Source organism: Paracidobacterium acidisoli, assembly GCF_003428625.2.
Classification (GTDB): Bacteria; Acidobacteriota; Terriglobia; order Terriglobales; family Acidobacteriaceae; genus Paracidobacterium; species Paracidobacterium acidisoli.
In genome coordinates, this window is record NZ_QVQT02000007.1 from 156081 (window position 1) to 183077 (window position 26997).

The 26997-nt window shown below is 58.7% G+C and carries 11 protein-coding genes; 4 read left to right on the forward strand and 7 right to left on the reverse strand.

Annotated features, from left to right (window positions below; all coding sequences use genetic code 11):
- Positions 1 to 20 precede the first annotated feature (20 nt).
- The 3 genes from D0Y96_RS18645 to D0Y96_RS18655 all read left to right on the forward strand — a co-directional run bounded on the left by D0Y96_RS18645 (position 21) and on the right by D0Y96_RS18655 (position 6658).
- The gene (locus D0Y96_RS18645; protein ID WP_147325140.1) at positions 21 to 1295 is read left to right on the forward strand and encodes a hypothetical protein; all 1275 of its coding nucleotides are present in this window, start codon (positions 21 to 23) and stop codon (positions 1293 to 1295) included.
- 191 nt (positions 1296 to 1486) lie between these two features.
- Positions 1487 to 4840, forward strand: a complete 3354-nt coding sequence (locus tag D0Y96_RS18650) for a TonB-dependent receptor (RefSeq protein WP_117303052.1) — start codon at positions 1487 to 1489, stop codon at positions 4838 to 4840.
- 144 nt (positions 4841 to 4984) lie between these two features.
- Positions 4985 to 6658, forward strand: coding sequence for a glycoside hydrolase family 43 protein (locus D0Y96_RS18655; protein ID WP_252263937.1), 1674 nt, complete (start codon positions 4985 to 4987; stop codon positions 6656 to 6658).
- A 68-nt stretch (positions 6659 to 6726) separates the two neighbouring features.
- Here D0Y96_RS18655 and D0Y96_RS18660 read toward each other — a convergent pair whose 3' ends face one another.
- Both D0Y96_RS18660 and D0Y96_RS18665 read right to left on the reverse strand, forming a co-directional pair.
- On the reverse strand, positions 6727 to 10119 hold the full coding sequence (locus D0Y96_RS18660; RefSeq protein WP_147325141.1) for a TonB-dependent receptor: 3393 nt from the start codon (positions 10117 to 10119) through the stop codon (positions 6727 to 6729).
- A gap of 206 nt (positions 10120 to 10325) precedes the next feature.
- Positions 10326 to 13802, reverse strand: a complete 3477-nt coding sequence (locus tag D0Y96_RS18665; RefSeq protein ID WP_117303057.1) for a glycosyl hydrolase — start codon at positions 13800 to 13802, stop codon at positions 10326 to 10328.
- Between the two features lie 180 nt (positions 13803 to 13982).
- Between D0Y96_RS18665 and D0Y96_RS18670 the strand changes: the two genes are divergently transcribed.
- The gene (locus D0Y96_RS18670) at positions 13983 to 16142 is read left to right on the forward strand and encodes an alpha/beta hydrolase family protein (protein WP_158562484.1); all 2160 of its coding nucleotides are present in this window, start codon (positions 13983 to 13985) and stop codon (positions 16140 to 16142) included.
- A gap of 117 nt (positions 16143 to 16259) precedes the next feature.
- Here the strand turns inward: D0Y96_RS18670 and D0Y96_RS18675 are convergent, their stop codons facing one another.
- From D0Y96_RS18675 to D0Y96_RS18695, 5 genes are all read right to left on the reverse strand, one after another.
- Complete coding sequence (locus D0Y96_RS18675) at positions 16260 to 18539, reverse strand: TIM-barrel domain-containing protein (protein WP_252263938.1); 2280 nt, start codon at positions 18537 to 18539, stop codon at positions 16260 to 16262.
- 30 nt (positions 18540 to 18569) lie between these two features.
- Positions 18570 to 19802 carry a hypothetical protein gene (locus D0Y96_RS18680; RefSeq protein ID WP_117303063.1) on the reverse strand — a complete coding sequence of 411 codons (1233 nt, stop codon included), beginning with the start codon at positions 19800 to 19802 and terminating at the stop codon, positions 18570 to 18572.
- The gene (locus D0Y96_RS18685; RefSeq protein ID WP_199480461.1) at positions 19799 to 20953 is read right to left on the reverse strand and encodes an alkaline phosphatase family protein; all 1155 of its coding nucleotides are present in this window, start codon (positions 20951 to 20953) and stop codon (positions 19799 to 19801) included. Before D0Y96_RS18685 ends, D0Y96_RS18680 begins: the two co-directional genes overlap by 4 nt.
- Before the next feature lie 90 nt (positions 20954 to 21043).
- Positions 21044 to 24595, reverse strand: a complete 3552-nt coding sequence (locus tag D0Y96_RS18690) for a TonB-dependent receptor (protein WP_117303065.1) — start codon at positions 24593 to 24595, stop codon at positions 21044 to 21046.
- A 44-nt stretch (positions 24596 to 24639) separates the two neighbouring features.
- Complete coding sequence (locus tag D0Y96_RS18695; RefSeq protein WP_117303067.1) at positions 24640 to 26982, reverse strand: alpha/beta fold hydrolase; 2343 nt, start codon at positions 26980 to 26982, stop codon at positions 24640 to 24642.
- Between the last annotated feature and the right edge of the window lie 15 nt (positions 26983 to 26997).

The window sequence follows — 26997 nt, forward strand, 5'->3', positions numbered from 1 at the left end:
ATTTCGCCCACCGGAAGGCCATGATCAGTTCTTTACTGGAAATCGAGGAGAACGTTGAACCGGACAAGGGAATGGTTCGCGAACAGCTCGCGCTGCTTGTGGAAGATCATGCGTTCCGTTCGAGCAAGCGGTCCGTGGCCTTCCTTCGCTATGTGGTCGAGCAGACTCTGGAGGGTTCAGCGGAGCTTCTGAAAGAGCGCACCATCGGCATAGAGGTCTTTGGCCGCGACCCCTCTTACGACACCAGCGGCGATCATGTCGTGCGGACGGCAGCGACAGAGCTGCGCAAGCGTCTGGCTATCTATTATGGAGACGAGAAGCACAGATCCGAGCTAAGGATCGGTCTCCTTCCCGGCTCTTACATACCGCAGTTCACGCTTCCCGGTGGCGAAAGTGCAAAAGCATCCGAGCGTGCCGCCGCTCCGCGAAGCGCTCTCGATGAGCCGTCGGTGGTCGAGCCACTTCCACCTGCTGCCGCCATCGCCGCTTCCGCGCGGTTACCGCGAAAACTCCTTTATGCGGGTATTGCCGCCGCGGTCGTCGTGGCAGTGGCTGCGGGAGTCGCCGCGCTTCGCCCTGAATCGCCGCGCACCCGCTTCTGGAACCCGGTTCTCCGCAGCAGTGCTCCGGTGCTGATCGCCGTAGGCGATGTCCCCAAAGGCCCTCCCAGTATGTCCGCCACCGAAGGAGCGGATATTCCTCCGTCTCCCAAACCGGGCGAGCAGGACCCGCCGAGCGTTCCCTTTGCCGATACCGTAACCATCGCCCGCGTCACCAGCGTGCTGGCCGGCGCGGGCAAACATGTGCTCATTCGCCGGGAGGGCGCCAGCTCCTTCTCCGATCTTCGCGAAGGCCCGGTCGTGCTGATCGGCGCCTTCAATAATGAATGGAGCCTGCGCCTGACCCGTCCGCTCCGCTTCAGCCTGGCCATGGATGCCGCCCGCCGGGTCATCTATATCCGGGATCGCGATCATCCGGACAGCCGGCAGTGGAGCTGGAGTATCGACCGGCATGAGCCGGCGGCCAGCAAGGTGAGCAGCACTCCTCTTCATGACTATGCCCTGATCTCCCGGATCGCCAACTCGGAGACCGGCCAGGTCGTCGTGATCATCGGTGGCCTCTATACCTATGGAACCCAGGCCGCGGGTGAGTTTCTGGTCGATCCGCAGCTCATGTCTCTTGCCCGGTCGGTGCCGCTCGATACCACCAGAAAGAACCTGCAGATCGTTCTCGAGACCGACGTGACGGAAGAAACGCCGGGGCCGCCACGGATCGTCGCCGTCTCCAGTCACTGAATCCGGATCGGCGTACGCGGGCTCTCTGTCGCATTTCTCTTCCATTTTCCGGGGAAATTCTGGAAATCTGACGGTCAGGAGCCGTCCTCGTCTCTGCAAAGCCGCCTGCGTTCTGTATAACCATCGCGATTCGGTACGGCCTCTTCTCTTCCCCCTCCCAGCCGCAACCGGACGATTGGAGAAAACAGAGCATGACGTTTCTGAACATCCGGAGGTGGGCGTGTCTGATGCTGCTGGCTGTAGCCGGCACCGGAACGCTCCTGGCGCAAAACACAACAGGAAGTATTGTCGGTCACGTCACCGATACCACCGGGGCGGCCATTCCCTCGGCACAGGTCACGGTCACCAACCAGGAGACGTCCGAAACCCGGACCCTTGCCACCACACCGGCCGGAGACTTTACCGTTCCTCTGCTCAAACCGGGAACCTATAAAGTGACCGTCAGCGATGCCGGCTTTGAAACGGTGACCACTTCCGGAATCGTCCTCCAGGTCGACCAGACCGTCCGCGCCGATGCCTCTCTGAAAGTGGGCAGCCACCAGGAGACCGTCTCTGTCTCCGCCTCGGCTCTGACCCTCGATACCGATTCCGCCAGCGTCGGGCAGGTCGTGTCGGAGAAGCAGATCACCGAGCTGCCGCTGAACGGCCGCTACTTCACCGATCTGATCTTCCTCGCTCCGGGCGCTGTGCAGACCAGTGGCGAGCAGTCCAACCGCATCGAGTCGGGCAATGCCATCTCCGTCGGCGGCGCCAGAACCTCGTCAAACGGATACACCCTCGACGGCACCAGCATCATGGACGTGAAGTTCAATACGCCCGCCTTCAACCTGTCGCTCGATGCCATCCAGGAGTTCAAGCTCCAGACCAAAACCTACTCGGCGGCCTATGGCTACAGCGTCAACCAGGTCACGCTCAGCTCAAAGAGCGGCACCAATACCTTCCACGGCTCGGTCTTCGAGTACCTGCGGAACAACTTCCTCGACGCGCGCAATTACTTCAACCGCCCTCCGGTCGCGGTCGCGCCTCTGCGTCAGAACCAGTTCGGCTACTCTCTCGGCGGTCCCGTTTTCATTCCCAAAATCTACAACGGGCGGAACAGGACCTTCTTCTTCGCGAACTATGAAGGGCAGCGCATCAGCACCAAAACGACCGTGCAGAGCAACGTCCCCACAGCCGATCAGCTGAAGGGCATCTTCACCTTCCCCATCACCGATCCGTCCACCGGTATGCCCTTCCCTTCGACCAACGGCGTCACCACAATCCCGGCCGATCGCATCTCCCGCCTCGGCCAGCTCGTCCAGGCCAAGCCGGCCTTCTTCTTTCCGCTTCCCAACCAGACCGGAGCCTTCAACTTCGGTGGCTCGCTCCCCACCCCCACCACGCTCGACCAGCAGAACTACCGCATCGATCACACCTTCGGCCCGAAGGACTCGATCTTCTTCCGCGCCACCACGTCCGATCTCTATTCCACCGTTCCCGCCGGCGCCGCCGGACTCAATCCTGTCTCAAACAGCTACTTCTCGCAGCTCGCACGCAATTACACGCTGGTCTATACCCACATCTTTACTCCTGCCCTCGTCAATCAGTTCCGCTTCGGCTATCTGGAAGCCCTCGCACGCCAGACGCCGTATCCCATCACCTCCGGCGACCTCTCCGCGCTGGGCATCTCGAACATCTTTCACACACCCGCCGACGGCTATCCCAACATCGGCTTCGCAACCTATCCGGGTCTGCCGAACGATAGCATTGCTTACGCGGGCAGCGGCTCCTATATCAACACGCCGTCGATCGGCAATCAGCCGCTTGAGGATCTCTCCGACGCTGTCTCATGGAGTCACGGCCGACACACCATCAACTTCGGCTACGGCATGCAGTGGATGCAGTTCGACACGAAGAACGACACTAATCTGACCGGCAGCCTGGCCTTCAACGGCCAGTTCAGCGGCAATCAGATCTCCGATATGCTTCTCGGCGATGCGGACTCGGCCGGAGCAGCTACCCCCGGACCTCTCTCGAACGTCTTAACGGGAGACTCCGTGCACCTTCACCTGAGAAACTACGCGCCTTACATTCAGGATGACTGGAAGGCCACGCCCAGTCTGACCATCAACGCGGGCCTCCGCTATGAGTTCCACGCCACGCCTTACGAGGGACAGAACCAGTTCGGGTGGTTTACGCACAACGTTCCAGGCGGCGCTCTCTACGTTGCAAATCCGCAGGTCGCTGCCACGTATGGCAACGGCATTTATCTCTACAACGGCAAGCGTGGTGACGGTCCCGCCCCGTGGGGAGCCTTCGCGCCCCGGCTCGGCTTCGCGTATCGCGTCAACAACAGCGATAAATGGGTGGTGCGCGGCGGATACGGCCTCTTTTACGACACTGTCGGCCTGACTGAGTTCCAGGGATCGACGAGCTTCTATCCTTACTCCAACTCCGTCAACTTCACACAGAGCACCTCACCGGGTCCCATCAGCACAGACCATCTCTTCCCCGCGCCGACCTTCGGTCCTGTGCAGAAATCCACGCTGCAGTCTTCGCTGTATCTCTTCATGCCGCAGAAATATAAGGTTCCCTATATTCAGGACTGGTCTCTCGATATTCAGCGGCAGCTTACGCCCACGACCGTGCTGGATGTCGATTACGAAGGGAATAAGGGAACGCGGCTCTTCCAGCGCATCGACACCAACCAGCCAACGCAGTGCAATGCCGCGCACAACTGCAATCCTCTTGCGCAGACCTCGGCAACCATTCTCGCCCGCCGGCCGTATCAGAACTTCGGGGAGATTCTCGAAGAGCAGTTCACCGGCTGGGCGAACTACAACGCGATGGATGCCAAGCTGGAGCGCCGCAGCACCAACCTCACGCTGCTGGCTGTCTACACCTGGTCCAAAATCATGGATGACAAATCAACCTCGGCGGCCGTGGGCGGCGATGCCGGCGGTGCCTTCGGCGTGCAGAACGCTCACGACATAGCAGCCGACTATGCGCGCGCCAGCTATGATGTGGGCCAGCGCTTTGCGCTCAGCTTCGTCGCCGCGCTTCCCGTGGGACGCGGCAAGCGCTTCCTCGGCAATGCCTCGCGTCTCACGGATGCCGTCATCGGCGGCTGGCAGGCAAACGGCATTTATCAGCTTCAGAATGGCTTTCCGTTCACCATCTCCGCAACCGATATCGGCGGCGTCAACGAAGGCCGCTCCAACCGCGCCAATCTCGTCGGCAATCCTTATCCGCAGGGCTTTCACAAAAACATCCAGGAATGGTTCAATAAGGCCGCATTCGCCAACCCCGCGCCGGGAGATTTCGGCGACTCCGAGCGAAACTTCCTCCGTGAGCCGAAGCTCAATCTGATGAACTTCTCCCTCTTCAAGGATTTTTCTCTCGTCGATCGTCTGCGCGTGGAGACGCGTCTGGAATCCTTCAACACGTTCAACCATCCACAGTTCGGTCTCCCCAGCCAGAACGTGACCAGCTCGACATTCGGCACGATCTCGTCGACGGCGCGCGACAACCGCGAACTGCAGGTCGCCGTTCGCCTGACGTTCTGAGCGGGAGGGTGCGGCTGCCGAGCGCGGCCGCATCCTCTCTTTCCGCTCCGGCATGTGCATTGTGTGAGTGCTGTCTGATTCTCAGCAGTCTTCACTCTCCGCTGGCCGAACATACATACTGCACGCCCTAACCCTGAGAAAGGAATGGCCCGACTGATGACACCGTTTCGCACGCTCCGCCCGAGCATGCGCTCTCTCTGCGTCTTCCCGGCTCTGCTTCTGATCCTGCTCGCAACCGTCCCGGTGCTTCATGCCGCATCGGGAGACGAAGGCAACGGACGCTACCGTAACCCCGTCCTCTTTTCCGATTACTCCGATCCGGATGTCATCCGTTTTGAAAAAAACTATTATCTGGTCGCTTCGAGCTTTCATTTCATGCCGGGTATTCCCGTCCTCGAGTCGCATGACCTCGTGAACTGGCACATCGTCAGCCATGTCTTTCCCCGCCTCGATATCGATCCGAAATACAGCATGGTCGGGGGCAACCGCTACGCTCAGGGAGCCTGGGCGCCCAGCATCCGCTATCACAAAGGCCGCTTCTACGTGTACTTCCCCACTCCGAAGGAAGGCATCTTCATGAGCTCCGCGCCTTCGCCGAAAGGTCCATGGACGGTACCGGCCGCGGTCATCGCCGGGCCGGGCTATGAAGATCCATGCCCCTTCTGGGACGATGACGGCAACGCCTACCTCGTGCACTCGCGGGTCGGCGCCGGTCCGCTCATTCTTCATCGCATGAGTGAGGACGGCACAAAGGTGCTCGACGACGGCAAGGTCATCGTCGACGACCCCAAGCTTCTGCCGACGCTCGAAGGCCCGAAGCTCTACAAACGCCACGGCTATTACTACATCTTTGCTCCCTTCGGCGGCGTCGGAACCGGAGCGCAGGCCGTGCTGCGCGCCAAAAACATCTACGGCCCCTGGGAGTCGCGGACGGTCCTCGAACAGGGCACGACCAAAGTGAATGGTCCGCACCAGGGTGGGCTGGTCGACACTCCGGGCGGTCAAAGCTGGTTCATTCACTTCTCACAGCGCGGAGGCTACGGCCGCATCCTCTATCTGGAGCCGGTGCAGTGGAAAGACGGATGGCCCATCATCGGATCGCCGATCCCCGGCGGCACCGCCGGCCAGCCCGTCGCCGACTGGCCGAAGCCCGATGTCGGCAAAACCTGGCCCATCGAGACGCCGCAAACCTCAGACGAGTTCAGCAGCTCCACGCTCGGTCTGCAGTGGGAGTGGAACCACAACCCCGATGACTCTCACTGGTCGCTGAAAGAGCGCCCGGGCTATCTTCGCCTGAAGGCCTCGTATGCTCCCGATCTGATTCACGCGCGCAATACGCTGACACAGCAGATGGAGCACGAGTCCTTCGATCTCACGACACGCATCGACACATCGGGCATGAAAGATGGCGAGCGTGCCGGCCTCGTGATGTTCGGCTTCCATGCCAGCTCAATCGGTATCGAGCAGACCGCAGGCAAACGTCAGATCGTATACGAAGATGCTTCCGGCAAAACGACGGCCGTGGTCCCTCTGCAGGAAGCGGATGTCCAGTTCCGGATGCACGTCGCCGATCAGCAGGTCTCCTTCTCTTACAGCGTGGACGATGGACGATCCTTCCAGTCTGTGGGCTCCGCCAATCCGTTCTACTTCAGCTGGTGGAAGGCCGCCCGGCCCGCGCTCTTCAACTACAACACGCAGACGGATGCACAGACCGATGGATGGATCGATGTGGACTGGGTGCGATGCTATGCCCTGCCGGACAGTGACGATGCTGCGTCCATGTCACCGCCGCAGCACGCCGGCAGTACCCGGCCGTAAAAAAAACGGGGCGTGGAATGAACCGCGCCCCGTTGCAGCATTCTTACCGGAACAACTTCAATCTGTCGCTAATAGATGAGCTTGAGAGCAAATTCGAAGATGCGTGGATCGAGCGCGCTTGTCACCGTGCCAAAGGTTGCCGAGCCGTATCCCGTCGTAACAGCGCTGAAGTTGGGATGGTTGAACAGATTAAATGCTTCGCCGCGGAACTGCACCGCAAGGCGCTCATAAAGCGGGAAGTTTTTGTACAGCGATGTGTTCACGCCGACCTGGTGCGGTCCGCGAATGATTCCGTTTGCCGCATCGCCGAAGAATCCCGGAGCCGGCGCTGCAAACGAATCCGTGGAGAACCACTCCGTCAGCTTTCCGACATGCTGGTATGGCGCAACCTGATTGGGACGCGTCGCCAGTCCGGCCGTCGACGTGGAGAGTGTGGGAGACAGAGCGAATCCACTCTGGAACAGAGCCAGCCCCGCGAAGCTCCAGTCTGCGAGAGCGTAGCGCTTGAGCAGATTGTGCGAAGTATGCGCGTAAGGAATGTTGTAGACCCACGATCCCGAAAGATCATGCGTAAAGTCATAGTCGGGCGGCCCATATTCTGAGTGGAAGTTGCGCGGATTCTGCACCGATCCGCCGATCGAGCTGCCTGCGCCATTGGTATGGCCGCCTACAGTCGCCAGCGCCTTCTCATAGGTGTAGGCCGCGTTGACCTGCAGATTCTGCGATCGGTGTACAAGTCCCATCTGCAGCGCGTTGTAGTTCGACACGCCTTCGTCGTAGATGTTGTTGATATTCGCGAAGCCCGAATACGGACGGGTATAGTTCGCAGAGACCGCGCCTGAGTTAATGCAGGGATCGAAGTTATATTCGGCCGACGTACCGTTCGTCGGGCACGAAGCAAGGGTGGGAGCCGCTACAGGCAGAGGGAAGTTCAGGTTTCCGCCGGTCTGCAGCTCGAGGTGACGGCCTACGCTGCCGGCGTATGTGACCTGCAGAACCGTAGCATGCGTGAGCTGCTGTTCCAGCGTAAGGCTGTATGACTGAATCTGCGAAGGCCGGAAGCTCGAAGGAATGATCGACAGAGTCGGCGCGGAGAGCGCGGCAGCCGAGCCCGCCGTGGGATTGGTGATCGTGCTGTTGATCAGGTTCGCCGTGTGATTGAACGGCGGGTTCTGACCGAACGATGTGTAGATATTTTCCAGCGGGAGACGCGTATAGCCAATACCGTATCCGCCGCGGATCGAGGTGCTGCCGTTGCCGAATACATCGTAGGCGAAGCCGACGCGAGGTCCCAAGAGATCTTTCTTTGGAATGAAGAATCCCGAAGGCACGCCGTTCTGCCCGGCAAAGATGATTCCGTTGAGCGTATTGGCTGTGCTGCCGGAGCTCGTGACCGGCTGACCCTGCGCATTGGTCGCCAGTGTTCCGTTCAGATTGATGACCGGAGCCTGCGCTGTTTCAAACTGAGCCGGGTTAAAGCTGCTCACCTGGTCTCCACTCGCCGTATCGCTTGAGAAGTACACCCAGCGCAGTCCGAGGTTCACCGTCAGCCGCGGCGAAGTCTTCCATGTGTCCTCGACGTAGGCTTCTCCCTGCCGATAGTGGAAGGCGCCGCTCCGCTCCGTGCTGTCCTGAGAGTACGTCGCATCAAGCCCGAGAAGATAATCGGCCGCCGGATCGCCTGTATGCGTGCCCGTGAAGGTGAACTGGCCCTCGGGCCGGGTAAACACGTTCTGCCGTTTGATGCCGAACATGTAGACGCCGCCCGCTTCGAGAACATGACTGCCCCTCACCCAGCTCACATCGTCGGAGACAATGCCTTCACCGTCAGAGGCGTGAATCGGAATGTTCCACAGTCCGACCGACGTATAGCCCTTGCTGATCGAAATCGTCGGAATGCGGTTGTACATATCCGCTCCCGGATACGCCTGGTTGATCACCGCGCCCGATGGCAGGCTTCCGCTCGATGCGGAGTATTTGGGACGATCTTCCGTCTCGGCAATGCCAAACGTGTTGATGAGATTCGGCGTCAGCGTGGAGCTGAGCCGCGCCATCATATTGAGTGCCGGAGTCGTAATCGTCTCCGTAATGTTGCTTCCCACATAGCCCTGCTGCGGAACATCGGGATAGTTGACTGTCGTCGGCGACGACATGTACCGCACCACAAGAAGCTCGTTCGGATTGAAGTAATGATCCACGCGATACTGGCTGTCGAACTCGCTGGTCACCTGGCTTCCCTGGTTCAGATAGTTCAGGAAGCTGGTTCCCACAATGTGGTTGGGAAGCGGCATGTAGGAGTTCATGATGGCGACCGCCGTTGGGTCGAAGCACGCGGTATTCAGTGTCTTCTGACCGAGAACGCAGTTCGTCTTCCCTTCGGAAGCCAGCAATGCCGTGCTGCCTGGATCAAGTTTGAAGGCGCCGCCGGTAAGTGTCTGGCTCTGACTGAAGTCGCCGTTCCGGAAGGCCTGAGAAAAGAACGTTCCCTGGTTTACCTGACCGGCGCGGATGCTGAACCACTGGTTCGACGCGAAGAAGAAGGTCTTCTTTCGATCCGCGTTGTATACATGCGGAATCACTACCGGACCGCCGAATGTATAGCCGTAGATGTTCTGGCGCAGCGGAGTCTTGATCGTCGAAAAGTAGTTATCCGCGTCGATTGCGTCGTTGCGAAGATACTCCCACGCCGATCCATGGAAGGCGTCCGTTCCGCTTTTCGTTTCAATCACCACCTGGCCGGAGCCGGCAAGCCCGTACTTCGCGCTGTAGTTATCCTTCAGCACGCGGAACTCGTTGATGCCGTCCACAATGGGCGTCACGTTCACACCCTGCAGGCTTCCCGAGTTCATGTCGTAGATACCGTCGATGGTGTACGTCGTGTACTCGACCGAGCTGCCGTTGACGATAAGATCGCTGTTGCTGCCAAGCGTCTGGTTTGCGCCCGTCGTGCTCGCTACACCAGGAATCGTCGTAGCCAGCGTCTGGAAGTTGCGCCCGTTCAGCATCAGGTTATCGACCTGCTTGCTTGAGATCGTGCCGGCATTCTCTGACGTTTCCGTATTCACCTGCACCGCATCGGCGCTGACCAGCACCTGCGAGCTGACCTCTCCCACCGGAAGAGTGACGTTCACGGCGCGCCGCTGGCCGGGATCGATCTGGATGCCCTTTGTCCTGCTCTGCTGAAAGCCGCTTTTTGTCACCGTTACGGCATACGAGCCCGTTCCCAGGCCCTCCTGCGAGTAGAACCCCGCAGAGTCGGTCGTCACCGTTGTGGCAACGCCGGTCGCCTCGTTGGTGATCAACACCGTGGCTGCCGGAATCACTGCTCCTGCCGTGTCGGCCACTGTGCCCGAGATCGCGCCGTTGCTGGTCTGGGCCAGGACCGGAAGAGCCATGCATAACGCCAGTACAGCGATCGAAAAAGTCGCGATCAGGCGTCCTGGATAAGTGCGGATTTTCACGTACAACCTCCCATAAATCCATGTTTCAAAAAGGAAACTTTTCCCGAAGCGGAACAATACCGACTCCACTGAAAAAGTGTCAAGAAGTTTCTCGATTTGGCGCGATATGTTTCATGTAATTCATGAAAAGACACGGCCTTTCTATGCAAGAACACATTGCGGGACGCACGTTTGCTCCCACGTTTTGTTGAAGGCGGCGAGCTTTTTTAGTGAGCCGTTGTCCGGGCGCTCAGCAGATCCACCGGCCCGATAAGACCGGATGGCATGAGCGGCGAATCGGGCCGGAACGGGCGATAGTCGGTGAATGTTTGCGTGTGGGCAACACCCGGCTGAAGATCCCCGATCATCCGGTTCGGCCAGAGATTCGTCACCCGGATTTCGATGTGATTCGTTCCGGCATGAAGGGCCGCCGTAATATCTGTGCGGAAGGGAGGCTTCCACAGGACGCCTCCGGCCTGCTGTCCATTGACGAACACCTCAGCCATCTCCCGCACCACGCCCAGGTCCAGAAGAATGTGCGATCCGGAACGAATCCACTCCGGCTGAACCGTCACATCCTGCGCATAGGTTGCTGATCCGGAGAAGTACCGCACATTCGGATCGGCCGACTCCGTCCACGACGCAAGATGCGTGTCGTGTGTCTGCACAGGAGATCCGTCTGCCATGGGAAACTTCACGCTCCAGTCTTCAGGCAGCACAGCCAGCGGCTGCGCCTCTGCGAAAAGCGGCGCGGGCGGCGCTGCGCCTCTGCGGAAGACCACGAAGACAGAGCCCACCGGGTCCATGTGTATCGGAACGATGGTTCTTCCATCCTGCTCGCTGTACATTGCAGCATCGAGGTCGCCAGTGTCCGGATGCCAAAGCTCCGGCACGCGGCCCTGTACGCGAAAGCTCACGTTCACGTCGAAGGCATGCTTCTTCTGTGTCGCGACGAAGTAGATATCCGCGTCGTTCGTTGTGCGATGCAGATACACTAGATCATCCGGGCTGGCGCCATTCGGTATGGCGTACGGAATCTCCGGACCCACGTTGTGCGGAGCATCGTAGCTGAAGTCAGGCAGAACACCCTCTTTGCCAAGAACGCTCTCGATCTCCATGCCGGTGTACACTCTGCCCCGGCCCAGTGCGTGTTCTGTTCCCGATCCCCACAGCTCATCGGCGATCTTCTGAAATTTCGCGTCGGCATCGGGTCCGCCTTCAAGGCCTGATGCATGCTCCAGCCGCGGGCTCAGCAGCACCATGCCCGCTTCGACCAGGCTGTGAATCCTCATGATCAGCGCAAGCGACATGCTGTGCACGTCATCGGGAATTACCAGCACGCGATACTGCATTCCGCTGGCAAGGCGCAGGCTGCCGTCTCTTACGGTTGCGCCGTGCAGCAGCACATCATCATTCACCCAGTCGTAGCCATAATGTGCGGGAAGCGCCGGCCGGATCGGCTTCCAGAACGGAACCGTGACCGGCGCGCCATCGCCATAGAAATAGGCCACGTCTGCTGCGTAGCTTCCCTGCTGCAGCAGATAGGAGCAGCGCGCCAGATACGTGTTCCAGGCCTTTGCCTGCGTGGCCCAGGTGATATTGCGCGTGTAGCTTTGGCCCCACGGTCCGAGCGTCAGGCCCGGCCGATGCTCCTTATCGGTGAAGGGCTGATGCACCGACGTGTGAATGACGATGCGGTTGATGCCGCGTGCAAAGTTTTCATCGGCCAGCGGCTTCAGATAGAGCGGCGACTCTCCCCACGGCGTTACAAACGGACCCGTCGTGAAGGACTCGGTTGCGGCCAGCGGTTTGCCGTAAATGTGCGCAGCCGAGCTCGTCTCCTTCACGTCGCTGTAGTGGTTATCGGAATGATCCGGCGGCGGCGTCCAGAATTCGCCCATCGGAATCGTCACCTGGCCTTTGTTCATCAGACCGTCGCCGGTTGTGGGCAGGCCGGTTCCCATGGCCTCAGCATAAAGGCCGACGCCTCGCGCCTTCATCATCGCGGCGGCATTCCCGTAGTAGTTATCGGCCAGCATATCTGCGATCGTTCGCCGGAAGTCGCGAAGAAACGCATCGCTCTCTTTGGCGCTGCCGACAATGCGGCCCGTGAGCACCGGCAGATAAGGCCGCATGTCGTAGCCGCGCCGCTCGCTGAACTCGCGGAACATGGCCTCTGTCCAGTTCTCTTCTCCCGCCTCCCAGCTGTCCATCACAAAGTAGCGAAAGCTCTTCCCGAAGTATGGCCCGGCCATCGACGAGATCATGTCGATGTAGTGATTGAGATAGTCCGTCACGTCGGCGCGGCTTAGCTTATCTACTTCGAAACCCGTTGCCTCGCGGGTGGCCGGATGATTCACCTCGCCCTCAAGCGAATAACCGAAGCGCACAATACGCCAGCGGCCCTCCGGCACCTGCCAGTGCAGCGTTCCGTCCGCCGACATCTTCGATGTCAGATCCACCACGTCCGTCTTGCGAATCACTTCATTCTGCGGTACATCGCGCGTAGGCGTGGAGGCATCTTCATAGAGCGTGCCGAAGCTGGCCTTGTCCTCCCAATCGTTCACGCGCGGCGTGGAATAGAACCGAAGCTCAGTCAGGCGAATCTCATGCGGAAGCCCCGGCCTCCGCGGTCCTGCAGGCGGCTTCAGCAGCACGCGGTAGAACTTCGCTTCCGTCTCCGGATAGGTGTAAGTGCGAAGGCTCAGATTCACGGAGCGCGATTCCAGCGGACCAGGAAGCTCGACCAGCGTTCTCCATGTCTGCCCATCGTCGCTGGCCTGGACTTCACCATCCGGCAGCGCGCGCGGTCCGAATTTTTGTGTCGATGCCGCGGCGATCAAAACCGAACTGGTGCGAAACCGCTGCGCAAAGGCGTATTCGATCCAGCCCTCGTTCCGGTTCGGCGGCAGCGGAAGAACAAATATATCTTTGAAGTGGCCGTCCATCAGCGCCGATGCATCCAGATCGCCGGCACTCGTCGTCACCTTCGGATGCAGATCCGTCATCGCGATTTCCTGATCGGGCACCCTGTACGCAATCACCGCCGTGTCCGCATAAAAATCGGGCAGCTCCGGCGATGGTGGCGCGGGGGGCTGCGGCCTTGCTCCTGGCAGCCCGCTCACAGACGGAATTGTGCCGTCCGGCACCGGAACCAGATCCTGAAATTTTCCATTGTTTCGCGGGGGAGCCGTCAGTCTGCCGCTGTACATCTGCGGACCGTGCACCTCTGTCTCGCTCCACACATACTTCTTCATCGCCTGCCCCGGTTTCACCCAGGGACCGCCGCTCTCGCTCCATCCACCGGAAGCCGCCATGCTCATCTCCAGGTGCAGACGATCGGCTTCGGCGGCAGCATGCTTCCATGCAGCCTTCCAGTCCGGCGTCATCCACAGCAGCGGCTTGTCCACGAAGACCGGCACACCAAGATCGCCGTCGAACATCTGCATCCCGCCAATCCCTGACCGGCTCATCCATTCGAGATCGGCTGTGATGCCCTGCTGCGTGATGTTTCCATTCACCCAGTGCCACCACACTCGCGGCTTCGCCGAATCCGGCGGATGAAGAAAATTCTGCGCCAGCGCGTCCTGCGTTTCGGCAGGCGCCGGCTGCGCATGTATGTTGTTTGTGAACCAGAACAGCAGGCCCAGACACAGGGTTGTAAACACAAAACGCGAGCGGCGGCGGCGAGGATAGAGATTCATGAACCTTCCCTGAATGGCAGGATGCTGTCCCGAGCCAACCTTATACAGGCCGGACGCATGGTTCCGCCAGTGAATTGTTTCATTACGGAATATCTGCTAGGATTCACTCGCCCATGCGGCGGGTGATTTTTTATGTGGGAATGCAGCCGCCATTCGGGCCCCGTCAGGAGCAAACAAATCATGCATAGAGTGCCGAGCCTGCCCGGCAAGAGGGCAGCATCGCAAACATCTTTCCGGCTGAAGTGGCCGCTGCCACTCGCCCTGTTGTCCTGCTGCCTGTGGCTGGGCGCAGCCGCGTGTCACGCGCAGACGGCCGCTGCACCTTCCGCGCCGACTTATGAAGACGTGCTGAATCGCATGACGCAGCCGTTCCTCGATCAGCGCCGCGATGAGGTCGCAAAGATTCATACGCGCGCACAGGCTGAAGCCCGTCAGGCCGCGGTTCGCGCGACCATTCTCCGGCTCATCGGCGGGCTGCCCGACAATCACGATCCGCTGAACGGACAGGTCGTCGGCACGTTGCAGCAGGACGGCTTTCACATCGAGCGCATCATCTACGACAGCCTGCCTGGCTATCACGTCACCGCCAATCTCTACATACCCGATCACGGCCACGAGCCCTTCCCGGCGGTCGTCGTTCACGCCGGACACGGCCCCTTCGGCAAGCTCGGCGGCTTCGGCATGGGCTCCGTGCTGGCGCGCAACGGAATCGCGGTTCTGGCTTACGATCCGCTCGGATCGGGAGAGCGTCTTCAGGCGATGAATCCTGCTACCGGCAAATCCTGGGCTGGTCCCGATGAACACTCGCAGGCGCAGATTCCCATCTCGCTGACCGGCGATCACGTCTCGCGCTATATGGTGTGGGACGCGATGCGCGGCGTCGATTATCTTGCCACGCGGCACGACATCGACATGAACAACATCGGCTCCTTCGGCTGCTCCGGCGGCGGAACGCTCTCCGCATACTTCATTGCTCTCGATACGCGCGTGAAGGCCGGCGCCGTTGCCTGCTACTTAACCTCTACCGAAGAGCTTCTCAAATCCATCGGGCCGCAGGACGGCGAGCAGGTGATTCCCAGCTTCACCAAAAGCGGTCTGGACTTTGCCGACTGGGTGGAGCTGGCTGCGCCGCGCGCCTATGCCATGATCAGCACCACCGAAGATATGTTTCCCTTCGCCGGTGCGCGCGCTACACACGACGAAGCTGCCCGCTTTTACTCCCTTTACGGCGCCAAAGACAACCTTCAGTGGTTTACCGGACCCGGTCATCATGGAGCGATACGCCCGCTGATGCCGCAGATCATTTCGTTTTTTATGAAGCATCTTGCTAACAGCGATGCGCAGCCCGACATGACCGCGCTGCATCCGCCGCCGGCAAAGGAGCTGCTCTGCACCACGACCGGACAGGTGACGACTGCGCTTCCCGGCAGAACGATCTATGAGATCAACCGGGAAAAGGCAAAGATGGTCGAACCTCCAAAGGCAAATGTCACCAGCCACGCTCAGCTGGCAAAGCTGCAGACGAGCCTTCGCAGGGAGATCCTCAGGGTCACCGGCATGGAACCTGCCGATCGAAGCATTCCCGCAATCGACTTCACCACCACGGAAAAGCATGACGGCTATGTGCTGAAGACGGGCATGTTCCACAGCCGCACCGGCCTGCTGCTGCCCGTGCGCATTGCCATTCCGGAAAACGCCGGGCGTCACCCCGCACTTCTCATGACCGATATTCGTCCGGTCGAGACATGGACGGGATCGGGCAGCGCCTTCGAACAGACTGCGGTCAAAGGATCGGTGGTTCTCGCGCTCACTCCTCTGCCCTGGCCGAAGAGCACCGATCAGGACCGGCCTACCATGGGCACCATGCTGCCCATGACGTCGCGTGCCTTTCTCATCGGCAAAACATTTGTGGGCATGCGCGCTGAAGATGATCTCGCGGCCGTCAACTGGCTTGCCGCGCAGCCGCAGACAAACACGCATGATATCTCGGCCTTCGCCGAGGGCTCATCGGGAGTGGTTCTTCTGCATGCCGCCGTGCTCGACTCCCGCATCGCGGCCATCACCCTCGACCACAGTCTGATCTCTTATCAGTCTGTTGTCGATGTTCCGGTACATCGCGGCGTCACCGAGTCTGTCATTCCGGGCGTGCTGCTTCACTACGATCTGGATGACCTGATGATCGCCCTTGCACCGCGCCGGCTTACCATTTCGAATCCGGTGACGGCAGCGGGCGATGTACTCGATCAGGCGGACTTCCGCAGCGCGCTCTCACGCGTTTACGAGGCCGACAGCGCTCTCGGACTCTCCGATCATCTGCAGTTTCTTCCCTCTGCTCAATAACAAAGCGGTATCTCTTCGGCATAGTTTGAATAACTCCATGCCGGAGAGATACCGCAGAAGATGTCTTCTGACTCTGTAGCTGGAAAGCCGCGACCCTTATAAGGCGCGGCTTTCTTTTTAGTTCCAGGCGATGGTCGTGTGATCCTTATGCCTGAACTCGACATACGGGCCATCTGCGCCGTTCTGTACCGTAATCTCCGATCCGTTGACCGAGACCGAATGCACCTTCCCGAAGCGCCAGCGTACTGTCACATCGGCAGGCTTACCCTGAATGGTGAGGGAGTGCGCGCTGCGCGTAAGATTGCGGCCCTCGAAGTCCGTGATGCCGACTGATCCGGAGTCAGCAGCCTCGGGCAGCAGCTCATAGACACGGCGATCGTCGAGCGATTTGATCGACGTGTTGCCGCTCTGATCGCCGGGAACCAGCGTCATCACATCTTCCGGAATCTTCGGAATGATCGCAGATGCCCGCGCATACAGAGGCAGCGTCTCCAGCGGCGCATCGGCAATGACGATCTTTCCACCCTGCAGCGCTTCACCGGTCCAGTAATTGACCCACTCTCCAGGCGGCAGATACACCACGCGCGACGTGTTTTCGTCGATGACCGGAGCCACAAGGAAGTCGGGGCCGAAGAGATATTCGTCTTTCGCCTCCCGCGCGCGCTGATCATTCTGATATTCGAGCACGAGAGCGCGCATAATCGGCATGCCCGTGCGGGATGCCTCCTGCGTGGCGGCATAGAGATACGGAAAGAGGCTCATATGCAGCACCGCATATTTGCGGTAGTTCCCCAGCGCCTCCGCGCCGTAATCCCAGGGATCGAGGTTAGCCGTGCTGATCGTCTCCATCACCGGCGAGAATGCGCTGTATTCGGTCCAGCGCATGAACAACCGCGGATCAGGCGTGGAAGCGGTCTTCAGATAACCACCGAGATCGGCGAGCCAGAGCGGCATGCCGCTGAGCCCTGCGCCAAGTCCGGCCGTAACCACAGTGGGAAGTCCATTCTCAGTGGAGAAGCTGGCTTCGTTGTCTCCACCCCACAGAAATGCCAGGTTGTGATCTCCCACAGTAGCTGAGCGGATCAGCAGAATGCCGTTGCCGTGAAGTTTCTTTTGAAGCACTTCTTCCACGGCATTGTTGTACAGCACGGTGTACTTATTCCGCATAAGCCGCGGATCGGTGCCATCTGCAAATCTCGCGCTGCCCTGAAAGTTTCCTTCCGCGTCGTCGTCCTTGAACCCATCCGCACCCTGTGCAACGACGTTCTCCAGCTGTGCCTGCCACCACGCTTTGGCTTCAGGGTTGGTGAAATCGATCATCGATCCCTGGCCCTTCCACCATGTAGCGGCATAAGGCTTTCCCGAAGCGTCCTTAACAAAATAGCCTTTGGCAGCGGCCTCTTTATAATTCGACGACTCCACGTCGATCTTGTCCGCGAACCCCACTTCACCCGGAGTTTTGGTCCTGTTGTTGATCCATGAGGTGTGCCACAGGACCAGCTTGTAGCCCTTCTCATGAATATTCCGGATCATCTCAGGAACATCGCTGAATTGCTTTGGGTTAAAGATATAGCTGTTGTAGCCGGTCGCCCACGGAGAATCGATAAGCACCACGCTGGCAGGCAGGCCAAGATCGCGCGTCTTCTGAATATCTTTTTCTACTTCTGCGTCACTGGGATAGTAATCGCGGCTTACCCAGGGAGCGAAGCTCCAGTAAGGAGGAAGAATCGATCGTCCGGCAAGCGCGGTAAATCGATCGAGTATCTTCGGAAATGCAGGACCGGCGATGAAAACGATGCGAAGCTTCTTCCCCGGAACCGAAACCCACACATCCTCCCGCGAAGTTACATTCAGGTCGAAGGTCGCTTCTGCCGTGGTATCGAGCCAGAGACCATATCCGGTAGTGCTCATATAAAACGGAATCGGCTTATATGTATCAGTACCCTTCGCAGCAGGATTGTCCTGCGAGCTGTTCACCAGAATCTGATGGGCATGATTGAGCGAATTGAACCGTTCACCTAATGCGTAATACCCATCCGCCGCATCATTGACCGCGAACTTCCAGACACCCACCTTCGGGGCCTCTCCGGTGATCTCCTGCACGCCATCACTCAGCTCGCGTACATGAAGGCTGCCCGTTGAAACCGCCGCACCGTCGAAGGACACATCTTGCAGCAACAATTTTGCATCGCCGTCACTGTTCCTTCCCGGTTTAAAGCCAGGCACCGTGAAGGCCAGTGCGTCTGTCTCTCGCTGCACCTGCGCAGCGATGGGTTGCCCATTCGCTTCTCTTCCACCGTTGTCAGCCGATACATGTGATGCGAGCGCCGGCAGCGCAAGGCTGCACACAAGGATGCCGAGCGGCATCCACTTACTGGTCCGAATCAATATATTCATAAGGAAGTTATCAAATAAATAAAATATGAGTTAGTCCATCCATTGCAAAACCTGCTGCATAGTAACCGCCGACGCCGATACTGTTCCACGCGGCAGAGAAGGAGAGATTGCCAGTGCCAGCTCGTGCTCTTCAAACCATACGAGGAATCGCGCCTGGTCGGCCCCTGCCAGACGCGCCTGGTTGATCCAGGTATACCAGGCTCCCATATCCGCGTCGATCAGCGAGCCCTGCGGGTCCATCGCCTGGGTAAAAGGGTTTCGTTTGAGCAGAACACTCATCGGCGCCATCATTTGTCTTGGACAGAACCTGGCAAGCAGCGTCACAGGCTGCGCCCGCCGCAGAGCTTCGCGCGCACTCCATTGAACAAATGTTGTGCTGAAGACCTGCGTGCCGGCTCCCTCTGTAAATATGCTGGTCTCAAATTCATGGAGAACGGGATCACCCTGCCTTTCCGAAAAGCCAAGGTCGGCCGGCCCGAGAGAGGCCATATACGACGTCACCTCTTCCGGTCCTGCCGGCGTCTGCATCTGCGGATTCCCAGCGAAACGGTTCATGAGATTCAGCTCTTTGAACGCAAAAGCGGCCAGCTCTCTGTACGACATGACCGTGATCCCCTGGGCTTCGCCGCAGTCAGAGCGCGGGGTTCCTCCGTCGATATACCAGTGGGCATAGCGTTCGGGATGAGTCTGTGCCCGTTTGTTGACGCAGGCAACGAGCGCGTCGAATGTTCCGGCCGGTTGCACTGCGGTGAACAGAGCGCCATGAGGACGCAGATCGCGAAAGAGCGTACGGCTTGTCTGCGAAGCGCCGTTTCCAACGATGACAATCGCCAACCGTGGAATGGCCGGAGCCTCGCCATTCAATGCATCCGCAAGGCGCTCCTCATATTTATGCCCCGCCTCGCGATAGGCATCGATCTGATGCGTGGACCAAAGTGAAGCGCTGAGGCGCTCGTTGAACCGGCGCGGGTTCTGCACCCAGTCCATCCGGGCCAGATCATCCGGAAGCTCCAGAGCAGCAAACGGAGCCATCAGCGCTGCGAACTCTGCCGCCAGCATCTCTTTCAGAGAATGAAGCTGACGGGCAAGCGTCTGCTGCTCGGCGGGAAAGCGCGAGTCATAGTGAATGATCTGAGCGAGCAGGATGGAAAGCAGCGGAACCGGAATCTGCTGCAGCACCGCCAGATGATCGGCGATGAAAGCCTGCGCCTGCGGGGGATAGTGCGCAAAGCTCTTCACCGTGAGTGTCTGCGGCCGAATCACAAAATCTCCGTGACAGGCCGGCCTTTAGCGTAAGGTGTTTCAAATCCCATCCAGGAGCCGATCGTCGGAACCAGATCGACGGATTCCACCGGCCTGTCAACCGTGAAGTTCTCACGAATGCCGGGGCCAAGCGCCATGATCCACGTCGTGCGCGACAAGGCGTCACCGGTGCGATGATGCTGAAATCCATTGCCTGCTCCGTCAAAATCGGAGTCACGGCCGAAATCCGGAAGAATCACAAGTGTGGTGCGGCCTTTGTATTCAGGATGCGATTCGATCTTCTGCCATATCTCCGCGCATAGCCGATCCGTGCGCTGGATGGCATCTATATATAAGGAGTAGGCGCCGGAGTGCGCGACATCCATGTCATGCAGCGTGATCCAGAGCAGGCTCGGTGAAAACTGACGCATCACCTGCTCCATCACGAAGACCGACAACTCATCCGCGCTGGATAACGTACCGGCATGCGCAATGATCTCCTTAACGGAGATGCGGAGAATCTGCTGGAGACGATCGAGTTGCGTGTCGGCATGCAGTGACGGTGACACCAGAAATGGATTCTCATAGTTATCCTGCAGAAGAAAATCCAGACTCTCCGGGTGCATATCTTCCCGCTGCGCGGCAGACGCAAGCAGCTCTTTCGGAAGCACCACTTCAGCGCCATAACCGCCGGGAAAGAGCGCTCCACTGCTCTGACCAATCCGATTAAAGCCATTGCTGGGTGCAATCACCCATGCGTCCTGTGCCGGACGCCGAAGACCTTTGCGGAAGTATTCGAATACTGTCGGATTCTCCGGCGCAACGTGCGCAAAATTATCGAAGCGCTCGTAAACACCGGTCGCGATGCTGGCGTTGGCCACATAATGGCCGAGAATTCCGCGATTCACCACCTGAGTAAAGAAGGTAGCCTGAGGAATCAGCTCGCGGATCAGATGCGGAATATTCTCCTGGCCTTCCGCGGCAAACGTCTCCTTGTCGCGGGCTCCTCCTCCGAAGGTAACGACCACTACCTTGCGGTCGCGCTGAGGCTGAAGAGCAAGTGCAGGCGCAAAACTGAATAGCTGCGAGCCCGCGCCGGCAATGGCTACAGACCGCAGGAAGTCGCGCCGGGTAATAGCCCGCTCATGTGCAACCCTGCTGATCGCATCCATTGATGGTCTCGCTGCTTCCTGTGTTCCGTCGAATTGTACGTCTCCCGCGGAGAATCTGCCATGACGGCAGACTCCCCGTGGAAGCTCTTTTTAGAAAATATACTTCGCAGATATCTGGATGAACCGGGCGTCTGGTGTGTTGGACTGAAATACTTTTGCCGCGGTGATGGCTCCTCCATTCGAGGCATCCGTAACGACGCTTGGATTGCCCCAGGATGGGTGGTTGAAGATGTTGAAGACATCACCGCGCAGCTCGAGATACTGCTCCCGCCACGTGGTGAAATTTTTGAACAGAGACATATTGATCCTCTCGTATCCGGGACCGTACACCTGATAGGCCCGGCCGCCGAGAAAGGCATAGGCATCGGCCAGTCCTGTGGTGTACTTCGGATACGAATACCCCGCCTGAGGAGTGAACGGTGACCCATCAGGACCGGGCTTGAGGCTGATCAGCGTGCCGGGTAATGGATTCGCCATCGCGCATGGGTTATACCAGTTTGTTTTGGTACGGGTATGCGCTGCGCAGTTGACCCCTGGGTTCGAGGGATCAGGTGAGCCTCCAGGTTTGAAGGGATCGCGCACCACAAACGTCCGTGCCTGCCCGCGAGGTCCGGCCGGAGCGGTGGTGATGTCGGGTGTCACGCTGAATGGATTGCCCGTCTGCGCCGTGAATGTCAGGCTGGTGGACCAGCCTCCTGCAAACGCATCGATCAGCCTGTTGGTGATGGGGTGCGCGCGGCCTGCTCCGTAAGGGATCTCGTAATATCCATTAAAGGTGAAGCGGTGCCGCACATCCCACAGCGAGTTTGTATATTCATCGGACAGAGGAATCAGGTTGGAGTTGCGGGGAGTACCGGCTCCGCTGGTAAGCGGACTGAAGCTGTTATCCAGGCCGTGCGAATACGTGTAAGTAGTCAGAAAGGAAAGCCCGGATGCGTAACGCTTCTCGAGCTTTGTCTGCAGGCCGTTGTAGTTGCTCACGCCGGCAAACAGGTTCTGGTTGCTCTGCCCGAAGTCGGGGAAAGGCAGCGCCTGAAGATACGAGTTTGCAGGATTGACCAGCGCATTCGGACCGTTGGGGTTATCGACGGTTTCAAGATGCCGGGACACATTTCCCACGTAAGCGATAGTCGCCGAGAGATTGCCCGACACTGCCCTCTCAACAGACAGGTTGTAGTTCATGGTGTAAGCGGTCTGCGAATGAGGGTCCATGCTCTGCATCTGAGGCGAAGACACGGAGTTTCTTAAACCGCTGCTGACCAGGCTGGTAAAGCCGGTAGCCAGATAATAACCGGCAGAAGGGCAGCCCCCGGATGCGGTGCAGCTGGGTGCCGTGATTGTGCTGCTGAAGGAGAACGGAAAGCTGGAGCCGAGATTGTTGCCGCCGAAGCTCTCCAGACCTCCATAGAAGATGCCGTATCCCGCGCGGACCACGGTCTTGTTGTCCACCGAATACGCAACTCCGAAGCGGGGCGCAAAGTTCCCCTTCTGCGCATTCAGCAGATATTGATTGCCAATATACTGTATGGCTACGTTGTCCTTTTGGGCCAGGGCAAGGAAGGTAGGCGAAAGCGGAACACTACTTGCTTTCGTCGGAATCTGATAGACCGCTGTCCCTGTTCCGATCTGATGGAAATTTTCAGGGACGAAGTTCGCCTGGTATCCGGCGTTCTCCTTATACGGCTGATAGTAGTCATACCGCAGACCCAGGTTCAGGGTCAGCTTCTTGGTCGCCTTCCAGTCGTCCTGGACATATGCGGAGCGATACCACCGCGCATCGTTCGTGGTTGCCTCGTTGGATATCTGACCGCTGTACATCTGATCCGCCAGGAAATCCGCGGCGGCATATCCCGTATAACTCGCGCCCAGATTGCTGGTATACAGTCCGGTGTAGTTATAGTTTCCTCGGGAGTTAGGCGGCTGCAGAAACGCCATGCGAATGCTCTGGAAGATAAAGCCGGCCTTGATCGAGTGATTGCCGACAATTTTGGTCACGTTGTCGAGAATCTGATACGTATTCTGGTGTTCGACCGACGGTGTATATCCAAAGCTTCCAAAGTACGTCAGGCCGGTCATCGTAACGTAAGGAAGACCGCCGTTGTCCGGGAAGTCGGCTCCCGATGGAACCCCTCCCAGCCCAAGCGACCCTGCAATGTTGGGGTTGTTGTAGTTCAGCTGAAGGTTGAAGAATGCACCGTAGTCGTATCCAAAGCGCACCTCGTTAATAAAGGTGGGCGTAAAGATATGCGTCTCGCTGCCAGTCACGTTTTCAGATAATGCCGATGTCTGCGCCGAGCTGTTTCCCAGAATATTTCCGAGCGCCTCAGGGTTAGTCGCCTGCACGTGAGAATAGCTGAGCCGGACGAAGGCCTGATCCTTGCTCGTGGGGTTCCAGTCCAGCCGCTGATCCCACTGGAACGTGTTATTGCGGTCGTTTTCCGTGGCGGTAAAGTTGTTGATGATCTTTCCGCCATTCGTATTCGGCATCGGATACAGGCTCAGAAGATGCTGCGCGGTGGCATTGATCTGGTTCGTGCAGAACACGTTGTTCTGGCCGCTGCACTGCAGCATCGCTGACCCGCCGGAGTTCGGCTCATAGAGCTGAATCGGACTGGCCTGACCTGTCAGGCCAGTGTTGAGCAGCTCTGAGAAGTTCCCCTGGCGCATCAGCGCCGTGGGCACTGACAGAGTCGATGTCGCTCCAAAGGTGATCCGGTTCGCTTCGAAATCGCCGAAGTAAAACATCTTGTTTTTAAGAATGGGAAGACCGAGCGTAGCTCCGAACTGATTCTCGTGGTACGCGGGGATACTCAGCGCAGTCCAGTCTCTGGCATCAAGAATGGTGTTGCGCACATACTCCCATGCGCTTCCGTGAATATGATTCGTTCCCGACTTGATGCTGGCGTTCAGCACTGCGCCGGCCGAGTGGCCAAACTCCGCGCTGAAGTTCGATGTCTCCAGCTTGAACTCGGCAAGCGCGTCCGGGGGAGGGCGAATGCTGTAGCTGGTGCCGTTCATAAAGTCGATGACATTGATGTTGTTATCGACGCCATCAAGAATAAAGTCGTTCTGTGTCGCTCTCTGCCCGTTGGCAAAGAAGTCTCCCGAGCCGCCGCCTCTGCTTTGGCTGCTGACGGATGGAGCCACACCGGCCGTCAGATGAGCGATGTACACCCAGTTGCGTCCGTTGAGCGGCGTGTTGTTGATCGCCTGCGTGCTGATCACCTGATCGACAGAGCCCTGCTCCGACTGAATCAGTGGAGGCGCCGTGTTGACCACAACCTGCGTCGTGGCGACACCGGGTTTAAGGCTGATCACAATGTTCAGCCGGGCCTGCACGTCCAGCTGCAGATTCTCCTGCGTCGTCGTGGAAAAGCCAGGCGCTGAAGCGCTGACCTTATAGCGTCCCACCTTCAAAGGTGAGAACACATACACGCCGCTGCCGTCGGTCGTGCCCTGCAGCACGAGGTTGGTATCGATATTGGTCAGGGTAACGGCCGCATTTGGAATCACGGCTCCGCTCGTATCCTGAACAACACCAGTGATGGTGCCCTGGTCTACCTGGGCGCCGGAGAAATGCCACGCAAACAGGAGCAGGAACGCACTTAAGAGTACTAATGATTTTGTTATCCGGTATTTCATTACTGCGGTGACCTCCAAAATGGGGATTGCATCGAAATGCTTCGCTATTTTTCGTTCAGAGACATCCACTGCACGGTTTCATTGAGTGTGTTATTGGGGAGCCGATTGATATCCCATGGTTCGCGAAGCGCCAGCTTTGCGCCTGCGTCATACAGCGAGTAGATCTTTCCCGCCTGCTCGACTGCGGTCTTCACATCAGCGGGAGTTGCATCGCGGTCCAGAAGAGGCTGCACAATCAGTGCGGGCCGCGGCGCAATCATCGCCAGCAGATCGTTGAAGTCGTATGGAATCTGTGACTCATGCCCATCAAAAAATCCGAGCCTGGGAATGAAGTCGCGTATCTTGCTGTAGCGGGCCACGCCTCCTGTGCCGGTGGCAGCGGTGTCTGTTCGCATTGGAGTAAATCCAGCGACGGAGACAATGCCTTTGACGCGTGAGTCCAGCGCGGCCGTATAAACGGCCACCGTGCCGCCAAGGGAGTAACCGTAGAGATAGACCCTTTGCGGATCGATCATGCTGTCTTTCTGAAGCATGTCGATCGCCGACTGCGCGTCCTCTACAAGCCGGCCCATGTGCGACCACTGCGGATAGCGGCCGTAGAAGGGACCGGTTTCGCCGAGCCTGCTTCCAAATCCGCTCTGGTCATAGGCGAAGACCGCGTATCCGGCCTGCACCAGCGCGAGGATCGGGTGCGTATCCTCGTGATAGCCCCACATATATCCGAGCGGATAGCTGTAGCCGTGCAGCCATATCACCACCGGCAGTTTTGTTCCATCCGGCGTGCCGGCGGGATAGTAGAGATCGCCCCGCAGATTGTCGGAGAAGGTCAGCCTGCGCGAAACGGTTTTGCTTCTTTGCGGCTCAGTCCATCCATATTCGTTATCGCCGCGAGCCTGCATCGAGATCGCCCACGCCGGAAGATCGGGTGTCACCTGCCCAGGGTTCGCAGCTCCTGGCGGCATCGGGCGAAAGTGGAAGCGTCCTGCGTTGATCTCCTCTTCGGTCATCTTCGGCGGCTCGGTTCCGAGCATCCACTCAACCGACTTATGCAGCTCGGCTGACTTTGCTTCCCACTCCGCAGAAGTATGCACCGACGCCAGATCGTCGCCATTGTGCTTTGGAAACGAGCTCAGACTGACCGACTGATTCGTATCGCTGCGCCACTGGTCCCAGTTCCAGCGGAAGATCAGATTGTTCGTCCAGGTGGCCTTCGAGCGCCCGAACTGAATGTCGAGCCAGTCAAGGCAGGCCTCCTCATCATTCGCGCCGTGAAAACCAGGAACGCGCATGGTACTGATCCGGTCGGGAACCCCGAGAAGCTGATACACCTTCAGCGCGGAGTAGTATGTCTGCTCGTTGCCCCAGGTGTTGGAGACCTGATCGTTGTTGCCCCATTCCATCAGCAGCGAGCGCGGCGCGATCATCGCCGCGACCAGGTTGCCATCAACAGGCAGCCGGTCCTCGCGTCCGGTAAAGAATCGCAGCTGCGGCGCAAACCATGTGGGAAAGCGGCGGGTCGTGGCCTCAATTCCCTCGCCGATGCCAACTTCTCCCGACGCGCGCCACGGCAGCACGCCGCCAACGCCAGTGCTGCCTGCAATCACAGCGGCAAAGCGCGTATCGAGCGCCGCCGCGATGGTCGCCATCTTGCCGTTGCGCGAATAGCCGAAGATGGCTATATGCTTCGCATCGACCTGCGGCAGTGTTTCCAGATAATCCAGAACAAGACTGGCGGCCCAGGCACGGCGTGGCAGCAGCGCAAAATCGTAATCGGGATACAGCTTGTCGAGCGCGGCGGCATCGTCCATCATGTCGTTGCCCGCATATCCCGCCGAGATATAGCCTCTGCGAATCAGCTCCGGAGCCCATCCCAGCAGATCGCAGTTCAGCAGCACCGGCATCGGCTCTTTGCCATCCGGAATGACAACGCGCGCCCGCATGCTTCCCTTGTCTTCGGGACCAAAGACGAGGCGCACATTGCGCACCAGATAGCCGTTCTCATGCTTCTCATCGAGAACGACCACGTGATCGAGCTTGGGCTTCGGCGGAATCGTGCCCCACACGTACTTCTGCGAGAGCTGGTCGATCTCATTTCTGCGCGCGGCCCATCCGCCGGCCGTTGTTACCCTGCGGCCGTCCAGAAAGGTGAGCGGATCGGGAAGCTGATTCTGTTTGGGTAAAGCCTCAAAGTCAGGAGGAAGCGCATTCGTCTTCTGCAGCCAGGTGTTGAAGTAGGGATCGGGCGGCAGGATCTGCTGCAGCTTTTCGAGATATTCCTTACGCCCCTGTTCCGTCGAGGTGTTCTGTGCCGACGCACAGACGCTCGCCACAAGCAGCACTCCCGGTAAAATTCTGCGAAACCACAAACTGCCCTCAAAACGAATCATGCTTCTCCCATCAGG